Genomic DNA, 12,184 nt, shown 5'->3' on the forward strand with positions numbered 1-12,184 from the left:
GTCCGCCCCGCCCTCCGGGCACCCCGCGTGACCGCCCGGATCACACGCGCCGACGCCGCGCCCACCTACGTCCCGCCACGCCACGAAGGCGTGGCCGCCTACCGCCTGCAGGGCCACGAGGCCGGCCCGACCGAGCGGTTCTGGGTCGGCCTGTCCCACTACGAACCCGGCGGGCGCGCCACCACCTCACCGGCCGGGCAGGAGACCGTCTACATCGTCCTGGACGGCGAACTCACCTTGGAGGCCGACGGCCGTACCACCGTGCTGCGCCGCCACGACTCGGCCCACCTCAGCCCGGGCACCGTACGCAGTGTCGAGAACCACGGTGACCAGCCGGCGACACTCCTGGTCGCCATCGCCCTACCGTCCCCGTCCGACTGATCCGATACCGAAAGGCGCCCGCCCGTGAAGCTGTGCACCTTCGTCCCGCCGGACGGCGGCCTTCCGTGCCCTGGCGTGCTGCGCGACGACACCGTCACCCGGCTGGTGGCCGCCGACCTCGTCGCCTACCTGGCCCGCGGGTCCACCGCACAGGAAGCCGAGAGCCGTCCCCTGGAGCAGGTGCGGCTGCTCGCACCCGTCCCCGAACCCCCCGCCATCCGCGACTTCTTCGCCTTCGAGCAGCATGTGGCCACCACCCGCGGACACCGCGGGGCGAAGGTGCCGGACTTCTGGTACGCCGAGCCCGTCTTCTACTTCACCAACCCCGCCGCTGTGATCGGCCCCGAGGACATCGCCCCCTACCCGCGCGGCACGGACATGCTCGACTACGAACTCGAAGTCGCCGCCGTCATCGGCGCCGAAGGCCGGATCGCCGGCTTCACGGTGATGAACGACTGGTCGGCCAGGGACATCCAGCGCGCCGAGGCCTCCGTCGGGCTCGGTCCGGCCAAGGGCAAGGACTTCGCCACCAGCCTCGGCCCGGTGCTGGTCACCGCCGACGAGTTCGACGGTTCCTCGGGCGCGATGACCGCCCGGGTCAACGGCGTCGAACTGTCGCGCGGTGAACTGGCCGACCTGTACCACCCCTGGCCGGCCATGCTGGAACGAGCCGCCCGGAACACCCGGCTCCGCCCCGGCGACGTCCTCGGCTCGGGAACCGTCGGCACCGGCTGCATCCTGGAGCTGGACGGGCGGTCCTGGCTGAACCCGGGCGATGTGGTCGAACTCGCCGTGACAGGCTTGGGCGTACTCCGCAACACCGTGGGCGAGCCCCCGTCCGTCCCGTCCGGCCCCGGCTGACCGGGGCCGGGGACAGAGAACAGCAAGAACACTCCGCACCGACTACTGACAACGGGATACGACTTGAAGGTCAAAGCAGCGCCAGAGACGTCGGGGAGCAGCGGCGTCCAGGTCATCGCCCGGGTGGCCGAGTTGTTCCGCGCCCTGGAGGGGGAGCCCTGGGGTCTGACCCTGACGCAGCTGGCCAAGAGGCTGGGGCTCCCGCGCTCCACCGTGCACCGCCTGGTAGGAGCGCTGGCCACCGAGGGCCTGGTGATGAGCGCGACCACCGCCGGACGCGTGCGGATCGGCCCGGAGTTCATCCGTATCGCCTCCGGCAGCCGGCTGGAGCTGCGCCAGCAGCTGGAACCGGCGATGCGCCGGATCTTCGAAGCCACCGGCGAGACGGTGGACTGCTCCGTACTCGAAGGCAACGAGGTACGGGTCATGGCGGTGATCCCCACCCAGCATCAGCTGCGTGCCGTCGCCGAGGTCGGCGCCTCGTTCCCGCTGCACTGCACCTCCAAGGGCAAGGCGATCCTCGCGCAGCTCGACGACGAGGCCGTCGCGGAGCTGCTGCCGGCGACGCTGGAGCGGTTCACCGACCGGACCAGGACGACCAAAGCCGAAGTGCTCCGGGAGATCGCGGACGTCCGCAGGATGGAAGTGGCCTTCGACATCGAGGAGCACGTGCCCGGGATCTGTGCCATCGCCATCGCGGCTCAGGACCCGTTCGGTTCGCTGTTCTGCGTGTCTGTGCCCGTTCCCGCCCAGCGGTTCGCCGGAGAGAAGGACGCGATCATCCGCGCGCTGCTCGAAGTGCGCCGCGAGCTGACGGGCGTGCTCCAGGCCCCCTGACCCCGGAGCTGCTCCGCGCCTCTCCCTATCCTCATCCGCGCCCATACGCCCAGGTCACGACCCTGGGCCAAGAGTGCTGCCCGCAATCGCCCCGGCCCGTCGCGGGGTTGCCGACGCGCTTCACCGTCGCGCCTCCCGAGCGTATTGACAAGCCTCACCCGTCCTCGTAGCGTCCGTATCCCGGCGCTTCTGCCCGCATCATGGAACCTCTGAAGAGGAGGCACCTGATATGCCCCCGCACGCAGGCACCCTCAGCACCGCCGCGCAGCCCGGCTCGTATACCCGTGAACCGTCCACCGGACTGGTCCTCGTCGAACTGAGCCACGAGTTCGGGCACTACGACCCGGTCTTCCCCGGCTCCAAGGACGTGGTGATCCGACGCGTCGCCACCCACGCCACCCACGGCGTGCTGACCAGCCATCTGGTGACGGTCATGCACAACGGCACCCACGTGAACGCACCGATCCACCTGGCGCAGCGCGGCCTCGGCGTCGGCGAACTGCCGCTGGACCGCTTCTTCGGCACCGGGGTGGTGCTCTCGATCCCCAAGGGCGAGTGGGAGTACGTCGAACCCGCCGACCTGGAGGCCGCCACCCCGGCCGTCGAACCGGGCGACATCGTGGTCGTCAACACCGGCTCGCACCGCCGCTACTCCGACAGCATGGAGTACTTCGGCCACGGCCCGGGCCTCAGCGCCGCCGCCGCGCAGTGGCTGATCGACCGCGACGTGACCATGGTCGCCGTCGACACCGCCACCGTCGACCACCCGCTCGCCACCTCGCTGGCGCAGTCCCACCGCGGCTTCGGTCCGCTTGTGGTCGAACTGCCCCGCCGCTACCGGAAGCGCACCGGGCGGAGCGTCACCGACGACTACCCCGAGTGGAACCCCGCGCACAGACTGCTGGCCAAGGCGGGCATCCCGACCATCGAGAACACCGGTGCGGACCTGGACACGGTCACCGGCCGGCGTGCCGCCTTCCATGCCATGCCGTGGTACTGGCCGCAGGGCGACGCCTGCCTGGTGCGCTTCGTCGCCATCGGGGACCCCGGCGGAAGCTACCGAGTGGAGAGTGGACTCTGATGTCCGTCACCAGCCGCGACGGTCTCGTCTACTACGACCTCAGCCACGAGATCGGCCACAACATGCCGCAGTGGCCCTCGCCGTTCAGCCCGCCCCTGGTCACCAACCGGCTCACGTACCACGCGATGCACGACCAGTACACCGTCGAGTACGACGGCATCCTGCACCGCGGCACCCACATGGACTCGCCGATCCACGTCGAGGCGAACACGCCCTGGCTGGAGGACTTCGAGCTGTGGCGGTTCTTCGGCACCGGCGTGGCCGTCTCCATCCCCAAGGGGAAATGGGAGGTCATCACCCCCGAGGACCTGGAGAACGCCCGTCCGCGGATCGAACCCGGCGACATCGTCATGATCAACACCGGTGCGCACCGCCTGTACGGCGACAACGACGAGTACTACGCCTACTCGCCCGGCCTCTACACCGACGCCGCCCAGTGGCTGGTGGACAAGGGCGTGAAACTGGTGGGCGTCGACGTGCAGGCCCTGGACCACCCGCTCGGGACCCGGATGGCCGAGCACGGCCCCGGGCCGATCCTGCCGCACCTGATCGACGAGTACCGCGAACACACCGGCCGCGAGGTCGCCGACGACTTCCCCGACTGGGAACCCGCGCACAAGACCCTGCTGCTGGCCGGCATCCCCGGCATCGAGAACGTGGGCGGCGAACTGGACGAGGTGACGGGCAAGCGGTGCACCTTCATGACCTTCCCCGCCCGGTTCCGCCAGGGCGACGGCAGCCCCGTCCGGGTGGTCGCGGTGGTCGATCCCGGGCAGCGCTTCCGCATCCCCTCCTTCGACCCGGCGGTGACCGCGTGACCGCCGGGTCGAAGGAGGGGGCCGAGGACAGCCCGCTGGCACTGTTCGACGTCGCCGGGCAGTCGGTCCTCATCACCGGCGCCTCCGGGGCGTTGGGCCACGCGGTGGCCGTCGCCCTCGCGGCGCTCGGCGCGAGACTCCTGCTGGTGTCCGGCTCCGAGGACGGCCTGGCCGAGGTCGCCGCCGAGGCCCGCGCCCGCGGCGGCGAAGTGAGCACCCTGGTGGGCCGGCCCGACACTCTGGAGGACGCCGAGGCGATGATCGCCGAGGGTGTCGAGCGCTACGGCCGGGTCGACTCCGTCCTGGTCGCCTCCGGCTACAACAAGCCCGCGCCCATCGAACAGATGCCGCTGGAGCAGTGGCAGGAGATCATGGACGCCAACGTCCGAGGCCCGTGGCTGATCGCGAAGGCCTTCGGCCGCCATGCCGCCGAGCGAGGTGACGGCGGCCGTCTGGTGCTGGTCTCGTCGGTCCGGGGCCGCCAGGGCAGTCCGGCCGGCTACACCGCGTACTGCACCTCCAAGGGCGCCGTCGACGCGCTGACCAAGACCCTCGCCACCGAGTGGGGCGAACGCGGCATCAACGTCAACGCCATCGCGCCCGCGGTCTTCCGCTCCACCCTCACCGACTGGATCTTCGCCGACACCGAGGCGGGCCAGGCCGCACGCGAGCGCAACTACTCCCGCATTCCCAAGAAGCGGCTCGGCGAGCCCAGGGACTTCGTGGGTATCGCGCTGTACCTGCTGTCGGCGGCCTCGGACTTCGTCACCGGCCAGGTCATCTACGTGGACGGCGGGTACACGGCGACATGAGCGCACAGTCCGCCGAACGCGTCGCGGTCGTCGGCGCAGGTCTCATGGGCACCGGCATCGCCCAGGTATTCGCCGCGGCCGGGATACCGGTCGCGCTGTCCGACCCGGCCGAGGCCGTCAGGGCGACCGTACGCGACCGGCTCACCGCCGGCTGCCGTACCGCGGGCACCGATCCGGTGACCGTCGGCCGGATGGTCACGGTCCACGACCGGACAGCCGACGCCTGCCGGGGAGCTACCCTGGTGATCGAGGCGGGACCGGAGCAACTCGCCGTCAAGCGGGCCATCTTCGCCGAATTCGAGTCGGCCACCGACCCCGACACCATCCTGGCCAGCAACACCTCCGCCATCCCCATCGGCCGGATCGCCGAAGGGCTGGCCGATCCCGGCCGCGTCGTCGGCACTCACTTCTGGCAGCCGCCCTGTCTCGTACCGCTGGTCGAGGTGGTGCAGGCGAAGACCACCATACCGGCCGTCGTCGCCTCCGTCATCTCACTGCTGCGTTCGGTCGGGCTCAAGCCGGTGCGCGTGGCCGCCGACGTGCCGGGGTTCGTCGGCAACCGGCTGCAGCATGCCCTCAAGCGCGAGGCCATCGCGCTCGTCGCCGCCGGAGTGGCCACCGCAGAGGACATCGACACAGTGGTACGCCAAGGCTTCGGCCGGCGGCTCGGTCTTGTCGGCCCTCTGGAGCAGGCCGACCTGGGCGGCTGCGACCTGACCCTGGCCATCCATCAGGTACTCATGCCGGACCTCGACACCACCCCCGTCCCGCATCCGCACCTGGTGGCCATGGTCGAGCACGGCGACCTGGGCGCGAAGACCGGCCGCGGCTTCTACACCTGGGCCCCCGGCGACGCCGAGCGGCGACGCGCCGAGATCGCCCGGGGCCTGGCCGCGCGGAACCGGCTCGGCGACAGCGACGAGGAGAGCTCTTGAGCCCGCCCGGGTTCGATGTCGCCGTCATCGGCGCGGGCATCGTCGGTCTGACCGTGGCCCGCGAGGTCCGCGCCCGCCACCCCGCGCTGCGCCTGGTGGTGATCGACCAGGAGAAGGAAGTGGGCCTGCACCAGACCGGCCACAACTCGGGCGTCATCCACAGCGGCGTCTACTACACGCCGGGTTCTCTCAAAGCGCGGCTGTGCGTCGAGGGCTCCCGGCTGATGTACGCGTACTGCGACAGGCACGACGTGCCCTACGAACGCTGCGGCAAGCTGATCATCGCCCTCCACCCACGTGAGCTGCCCGGACTGGAGGAGCTGGAAGCCCGGGGCACGGCCAACGGGGTGCCGGGCCTGCGCCGGGTCGCGGCCGGGGAGATCCCGGACATCGAACCGGGCTGCCGGGGCATCGCCGCGCTGCACTGCCCGGGCACCGGCATCGTCGACTTCGGGCGGGTAGCCCGGTCGATCGAGGCCGGACTGAGCGAACGCGGCGTGGACTTCCGGCTCGGCCACCGCGTGCTTGGCCTGCGGCCGCGCACCGCCGCGACCGACGTGGTCACCACCGCGGGGGTGATCCCGGCCCGCTTCGTCATCGGCTGTGCCGAGCTGTGGTCCGACCGGCTCGCGGTGGCCGCCGGCGCACCGGACGATCCACGGATCGTGCCGTTCCGTGGGGCGTACCTCACCCTCCGGCCGAACGGCGAGCCGCTCGTGCGTGGCCTCGTCTATCCCGTGCCGGACCTCGAACTGCCCTTCCTCGGCGTCCATGTGACCAGGCACCACAGCGACTCGGTGATGCTCGGCCCGACCGCGATGCTGGTCTGCGCCCGCGACGGCTACCGCATGTCACGCCTCCGCCCGCGCGACGGCTGGGAGACCCTGACCTGGCCGGGGACCTGGCGCCTGGCCCGCCGCTTCTGGAAGACCGGCGCCCAGGAGATCCGCACGGCCCTGGTCCGCCGCAGCCTGCTGTCCGACGCCGCGCGATACGTCCCCGCCGTGGCGTCGGCCGACCTGGCCCCCGGCGGCCCGGCCGGAGTCCGTGCCCAGGCCCTCGGCCGCAACGGCGTCCTGATAGACGACTTCGTCATCTCCGAGACCCCCGGCGCCCTCCACGTACGCAACGCGCCCTCCCCCGCCGCGACGTCCTCCTTGGCCCTGGCCCGGGAGATCACGAACCGCCTGGCCGCCTCCCCGCAGTGGCCCTGGCCGGTCTAGGGTCTGTTCCAGGTTCAGATCACCTTTCGGTCAATGCCCGTCGGATGGCCGCGAGCGGTGGACGTTTCGGGTGACGCGTGGTGATCTGACCGATTCCGAAGGGGAGTTGACCGAGCTGCCCTTGTCGATGGGTGAGCGCGGGCCCAACCCTGACCTGCGCATGCACCTGAACGCGGTGCTGTGACGATTCCGCACCGGGAGCCCCTGGCGCGACGTACCCGAGCGCTACGGCTCCCGGTCAACCGTCTGCGGGTGCTTCCAGCGGTACGCGATCGGGGGCACCTTCGCGTCCGCTGATCGAGGAGGTGATCGCCAACGTCCTGCGGCGGCCGGTCGTACGACCCCGCAAAACTGCTTGTGCGGGCCGAGGCTCAGCTCGGCCCGCACAAGTGGGGATACGGTCTGTGCCCGAGTGGGGACTTGAACCGAAACCCCAACCGGTCGTATTGCGGGCTGACCTGGATCTTCAGCATGGAGTCGTACAGGCCGCCGATCCACTCTCCCTCGGGTCCCTAGGTATGGATCGGGAGGGGACCACATTGGACTTCCTGCTGGACCAGTCTGATCCACGGGGGTGGTCTGATGGCTATCAGGGAGTCCGTGGCCGCCAGCGCTGGCACGAGTACCTCCTTTGAGCGAGAGATCACTCTTCGCATAGTCACCATGATCATGGCGGCAGTGGTTGGGCTGACCTTCTTGTTTGGGTTCGGGAACGTGTGGACTTTGGCGCTGCGGCTGAGCGTGCCGCCGTGGGTGGCGCCGCTCGTGGCTCCGGCGGTGGATCTGTCCGTGTTGGGACTGCTGCTGGGCACTCGCTACCTGGCCCTGCACGGCGCGCGTCCGGAGCAGCTTCGCCCATCGCGTCAGCTGCTGGTTTTCTCCAGTGTGATGACCTTGGCGTTGAACGTGACGGATCCGCTGCTCGCGGGCCAGACAGGCAAGGCCGTATTTGATGCGGTTGGGCCGTTGCTGCTGATCGGGTGGGCCGAGGTCGGCCCCGGTCTGCTGCAGGCCATCAGCGGCGTCGAAGTTGGAGGGGGAGCAGCGTCAGTGACACCGGAAACCCAGCAATCTTACGCGGAAGACGCTGTGGTGAAGGTGAAGGAGGGCGACATTGGTGGCAACGATTCGCTCGTCCCGACTCAGCTTGACGATGATCGGGAGGTAGGGCGGTCCAGCGAGGACGATCTACTGCAGCGTGCCCGCGAGGAAGATGCGCGGCATTGGGAGATGTATCGGCGGCCGATCTCGGCGGAGACCTTGCGGAAGCGGCTACGGGTGGGGGCTGCCAGGTCCCGGATGCTCGTCGCCATGATCCGTTCGACCACCAGCGATCGAGGTCGGGAACGACGCCGCTGAGTCGACGTAGCCTGGGCTCATGCCCACGAGGTAAGTGAGCGTCCGTGGCTGGCTGACGCCTTGGGCCACGGTGCAGCGCCACTGGCGAGCATGCACGCCAGATCTACCGTCACCTCAACACCGCCGATAGCCCACCCGCCTCGACTTGCGCGGCATAGGAGAGTCTGTGCGGCCCACTGCGCCGCACACTCCATTGACCTGCCCGTATGCCTGCCACCGATGCCTTGCATCGCATCTTCCTGAGATTCGTGAGAATCGCCCTATGGGGCTTCCTCAGCCGCAAACCCGTCATTACGCTCTCGTTTCACCGATGCTTCAATGACGTGGCCGGAAGGGGAAATCCATGGGTCTCGGAGCGATCGACCTGAATCTTCTGGTGGCGCTGGAAGCACTGCTGGAGGAGAAGAACGTCACGCACGCCGGTGTCCGGCTCTCCACCAGTCAGTCCGCGATGAGCGGATCACTCGCCCGGCTGCGCCGCCACTTCAACGACGAGCTGCTCGTCCGCGTGGGCCGCGAGTACGAGCTGACCCCGCTCGCGGAGCGGCTGCTGCCCGTCGTGCAGGCCTCTCTGTACAAGGCGGAGGAGGCCCTGTCGCTGACCAGGCAGTTCGAGCCGGAACACAGCCGGCAGCGCTTCTCCGTGGTGATGTCGGACTACCTGATGACGGTGTTCGTGGAGCCTCTGCTGCGGGCCATCGCCGAGCAGGCACCCGACGTAAGCATCGACTTCCATCCCCTCGTCCCTGGTCAGCCGGAGACAGAGACGCATCTGCGCTGCCACGACCTGATGATGGTGCCGCTCGGCTACCAGCTGCCGGGCATCAGCGAGGCCGTGATGCACGACCGCTTCGTGTGCATCGTCGACCCCGACAACCCGCGGCTGAAGGACGGCCGGCTCACCCTGCACGACCTGGCCGAGATGCCGCACGCCGCGTCGGCCTTCGGCAAGAGCCTGACCCCCGCCGACCGCCAGCTGGAGACCCTCGGCATCACTCCACAGGTGCAGGTCAGCGCGCCGGGCTTCAGCGTGCTGCCGTTCCTGGTGGGCGGCACCGACCTGGTGGCGATGGTGCCGGAAAGGCTGGCCCGCAGGTACGAGGGGTTCGCGCGCTGTGTCGCGGTTCCGGCGCCGTTCCCCGACGTACCGCTGGTGGAGGCCATGTACTGGCACCACAACCGGCACTCCGACCCGGCACACCGCTGGCTGCGCGAGACGGTGCGGAAGGTGGGGGCTTCGCTGGACGAGCCGGCCGCGTCATCGGTGGCGGCCGCCGCGGCGGGTGTCAGTACGACGATTCCCGCCACGGATGCCAGCCGTGACGACCACGCGTTTTCGCCGCTGGCCACCGCTTCCTAGTGTGGTCGGGAGTGACCCTTCTGGACCGTCACCGGCCCCTCCCGCCTGAACGCGCTGGCCCTGGCGGCCGACGCCACGGTCCGGGCCGCGTCCCGTCGACCGTGAAGTTCACGGTCGACGGGACGCCCACCGCCATCGAGTCCGACACTCCTACCCGGGAGCCCTGACGCCACACCCGGCCGGGGAGCGTCCTACGACGGGGCGCTCACCCCCCGTTCACCGGCTTGTCGCCGACGTAGGCGTCCATGCCGATGAAGAAGGCGCAGAACCGCCAGCAGCCGTCCTGCTCCCGACGCAGACGCGCGTGGTAGATGACGCTGGCTCCCCAGCGAACGGTGTCGGCGGCCACAGACACCAGACCAAACGCGATCGCGGTGGCCATTCCTGCCGTCAGATCGAGTTCCTCGACAAGGACGTTGCCCATCAAGTGCCGCCGCTGGTCGCCCTGTTCGGCGACGACCTCGGACAGCCGCTCCCGTATCCCGGTCGGGCCGTCGATGCGCTCGAATGCCTCGACGGAACCCTCCGCCACCTCGAACACCGCGTCCTCGGTGAAACAACTGGCCAGCTGGTCGAACTGTGCCTCATCGTGGGCGACGGCGAACCGGTGGAAGGCGTCGGCGATCTGAGCCCGGGCGGACAGGGCCTCGGAACCGAAGTCGGCGGGCTCCAACGGCCGCATGGCGACGCGTCCCTGACGGTGAGCCCAGGCTTGGGGCGGTGATGACGGCACTGCATAACCTCCTGTGAACGAAGTGAGCAAAGCGGACGAGGTGATGGCGCGCACGGGGGTGGGATACTCGCTGACGGCCACCTGTGCGGCCTGCCGTGACGGCACAGACTCCCTTGCCCCATCATGCACAATCTGTCGACAGATCGACCCGCCAATGACGCACATCCACGCCCCCAGGTGCGCTAGTGTCGACACTGTCAGGACGAGTGTGCAGCTGGACCAGTCAAGGAGATCCTCCTCATGCCCCATCAGGACACCCATCTCGTCATGGAGCGCCTGCTGCGACTGCGGGATCGTCGTGAACCACTGGTCGCGCAGATCGCCGAGTGGGTCGGCGAGGGCATCATCGAGGGCAGGTTGCAGCCCGGGCAGGATCTCAACAGCGTCGACCTGTCCAACCGGTTCGAGACCAGCCGTACCCCTGTCCGCGAGGCGCTGATGCTCCTCGAACAGGAGGGGCTGGTGGAGATGAAGGCCCGCCGCAGGCCGCGCGTCGCCTCCCCCTCCCTCCAGGACATCCGGGACATCTACCAGGTCAGGCGCCAGCTCCTAGCCATGCTCGCCGGGCTGCTGGTCGAGCGGGCCACCGAGGACGAACTCGCCGAACTGCGCGGGCGTGTCGAGTCGATGCGCGCTCTCGCCGACGAGGAGGACGTGGACGCGTACTTCTGGAGCCATGTGCAGCTCCAGGAGCGGATGACCGAGATCGTCGGCAACGCCACGCTGAAGCAGATCCTCGACTCGCTCGCGTTGCGCACGCTCATGCTGCGCCATCTGAGCCTGACCCGTGCGGGCCGACTCGCCTACAGCGTCGACGACCAGGAACGCCTGATCCAGGCGTACGAGGAGCGGGACGGCGAGCTGGCCTCCGCGCTGATCGCCGGAGCCACCGTCCGGGCCCTGCGCGCGGTGGAGGAACAGTTGGAACAGGATGCCGCGCGCACCCGCACGCCCGGCCGCTCCAAGCGCGGGCGCACCGCCTGAGGACGGTGGACGGCGCCTACTTGGCGAGGACACCGCCGTCGACCGGAAAGTTGCCGCCCGTGACCCAGGCCGACTCGTCGGACAGCAGGTAGACGGCACACCAAGCGATGTCCTCGGGCCGGCCGACCCGCCCCAGCGGGATCCGGTCGAGGAGCGCCTTGCGGGCCGCGCCCTCGTGCGCGCCAGCCGACTCGGTGGCCGGAGTGCGCACCATTCCGGGCGAGATCGTGTTGGCCCGGATTCCCAACGGTCCCCCCTCCACGGCGAGTTGACGGGTCAATCCAAGTACGGCCGACTTGCCCGCGCAGTGCGCGACCATGCCGAAGGTCCCGCTGCCCCGGAAGGCGTTGACCGAGGCGAAGTTCACGATCGAGCCGCCCCCCGACGCCTCCATGTGCCGCCACACCGCCTGTACGGGCAGGAAGACGACGTCGACCTCGCCCCGCAGCGTAGGGCTCCACTGCTCGTCGAAGTCCATGTCGGCGGCGGTCGCCATGTGCGGGGCGATGGCGCCGGCGGTCACCAGGGCGTCGATCCGCCCGTGCCGCGCGTACGCCTGGTCGGCGAACCGCCGGGTGTCGGCGAGATCCGTCATGTCGAACGGCCCCAGCACGTCGAGGCTCAGGCCCCGGTCGGCAGCGAGCTTGCGGGTGCCTTCGGCCGCAGTCGCGTCGATGTCACAGCCGACGACAGCGGCGCCCTGTTCGGCGAAGAGCAGAGCACAGCCCTGGCCGATACCGGCGCCTGCGCCGGTGACGAGGACGACCTTGCCGGAGAGTCTGCCGGGGCCGGTCGGGGCG

General features: G+C 69.8%; 13 protein-coding genes. 11 read left to right on the top strand and 2 right to left on the bottom strand.

Translation table 11 applies throughout. The annotated features are described in order from the left end of the window. The 10 genes from AC31A1_RS34615 to AC31A1_RS34660 all read left to right on the top strand — a co-directional run. Positions 1–381, top strand: a 381-nt coding sequence (locus tag AC31A1_RS34615; RefSeq protein WP_489657103.1) for a cupin domain-containing protein, incomplete at its 5' end; no start/stop codon positions are given. A 24-nt stretch (positions 382–405) separates the two neighbouring features. Beyond that, a complete protein-coding gene (locus AC31A1_RS34620; protein WP_489657104.1) occupies positions 406–1,242 on the top strand; it encodes a fumarylacetoacetate hydrolase family protein in 837 nt (278 codons plus the stop codon). Between the two features lie 63 nt (positions 1,243–1,305). Next, positions 1,306–2,079, top strand: coding sequence for an IclR family transcriptional regulator (locus AC31A1_RS34625; protein WP_489657105.1), 774 nt, complete (start codon positions 1,306–1,308; stop codon positions 2,077–2,079). A gap of 229 nt (positions 2,080–2,308) precedes the next feature. Beyond that, positions 2,309–3,160: a cyclase family protein gene (locus AC31A1_RS34630; RefSeq protein ID WP_489657106.1), complete on the top strand. Its 852-nt coding sequence runs from the start codon at positions 2,309–2,311 to the stop codon at positions 3,158–3,160. Continuing rightward, positions 3,160–3,978, top strand: a complete 819-nt coding sequence (locus tag AC31A1_RS34635) for a cyclase family protein (protein WP_489657107.1) — start codon at positions 3,160–3,162, stop codon at positions 3,976–3,978. Before AC31A1_RS34630 ends, AC31A1_RS34635 begins: the two co-directional genes overlap by 1 nt. Then, positions 3,975–4,790 (top strand): SDR family NAD(P)-dependent oxidoreductase, encoded by an 816-nt coding sequence (locus tag AC31A1_RS34640; RefSeq protein WP_489657108.1) that lies wholly within the window; start codon positions 3,975–3,977, stop codon positions 4,788–4,790. Before AC31A1_RS34635 ends, AC31A1_RS34640 begins: the two co-directional genes overlap by 4 nt. Further along, a complete protein-coding gene (locus AC31A1_RS34645; protein ID WP_489657109.1) occupies positions 4,787–5,725 on the top strand; it encodes a 3-hydroxyacyl-CoA dehydrogenase family protein in 939 nt (312 codons plus the stop codon). Before AC31A1_RS34640 ends, AC31A1_RS34645 begins: the two co-directional genes overlap by 4 nt. Then, positions 5,722–6,948 (top strand): L-2-hydroxyglutarate oxidase, encoded by a 1,227-nt coding sequence (lhgO, locus tag AC31A1_RS34650; protein WP_489657110.1) that lies wholly within the window; start codon positions 5,722–5,724, stop codon positions 6,946–6,948. Before AC31A1_RS34645 ends, lhgO begins: the two co-directional genes overlap by 4 nt. A 663-nt stretch (positions 6,949–7,611) precedes the next feature. Next, positions 7,612–8,307, top strand: a complete 696-nt coding sequence (locus tag AC31A1_RS34655) for a DUF2637 domain-containing protein (RefSeq protein WP_489657111.1) — start codon at positions 7,612–7,614, stop codon at positions 8,305–8,307. Positions 8,308–8,650: 343 nt separating this feature from the next. Further along, complete coding sequence (locus AC31A1_RS34660; protein WP_489657112.1) at positions 8,651–9,667, top strand: LysR family transcriptional regulator; 1,017 nt, start codon at positions 8,651–8,653, stop codon at positions 9,665–9,667. Between the two features lie 205 nt (positions 9,668–9,872). On the opposite strand, the gene AC31A1_RS34665 is transcribed toward AC31A1_RS34660, so the two are convergent. Continuing rightward, positions 9,873–10,349 carry a nuclear transport factor 2 family protein gene (locus tag AC31A1_RS34665; RefSeq protein WP_489657113.1) on the bottom strand — a complete coding sequence of 159 codons (477 nt, stop codon included), beginning with the start codon at positions 10,347–10,349 and terminating at the stop codon, positions 9,873–9,875. A 291-nt stretch (positions 10,350–10,640) separates the two neighbouring features. Between AC31A1_RS34665 and AC31A1_RS34670 the strand changes: the two genes are divergently transcribed. Continuing rightward, entirely contained in the window at positions 10,641–11,384 is a 744-nt protein-coding gene (locus tag AC31A1_RS34670; protein ID WP_489657114.1) for a GntR family transcriptional regulator, read from the top strand. A 16-nt stretch (positions 11,385–11,400) separates the two neighbouring features. Here the strand turns inward: AC31A1_RS34670 and AC31A1_RS34675 are convergent. Further along, on the bottom strand, positions 11,401–12,184 hold a 784-nt coding region (locus tag AC31A1_RS34675; RefSeq protein ID WP_489657115.1), incomplete at its 5' end, for an SDR family NAD(P)-dependent oxidoreductase.

Source organism: Streptomyces sp. P5F9, from assembly GCF_057961495.1.

Coding starts and splice junctions, on each gene's coding strand:
- AC31A1_RS34645 (WP_489657109.1), top strand. CDS start 4,787: ATGAGCGCACAGTCCGCCGAACGCGTCGCGGTCGTCGGCGCAGGTCTC.
- AC31A1_RS34635 (WP_489657107.1), top strand. CDS start 3,160: ATGTCCGTCACCAGCCGCGACGGTCTCGTCTACTACGACCTCAGCCAC.
- AC31A1_RS34665 (WP_489657113.1), bottom strand. CDS start 10,349: ATGCGGCCGTTGGAGCCCGCCGACTTCGGTTCCGAGGCCCTGTCCGCC.
- AC31A1_RS34630 (WP_489657106.1), top strand. CDS start 2,309: ATGCCCCCGCACGCAGGCACCCTCAGCACCGCCGCGCAGCCCGGCTCG.
- AC31A1_RS34660 (WP_489657112.1), top strand. CDS start 8,651: ATGGGTCTCGGAGCGATCGACCTGAATCTTCTGGTGGCGCTGGAAGCA.
- AC31A1_RS34670 (WP_489657114.1), top strand. CDS start 10,641: ATGCCCCATCAGGACACCCATCTCGTCATGGAGCGCCTGCTGCGACTG.
- AC31A1_RS34655 (WP_489657111.1), top strand. CDS start 7,612: ATGATCATGGCGGCAGTGGTTGGGCTGACCTTCTTGTTTGGGTTCGGG.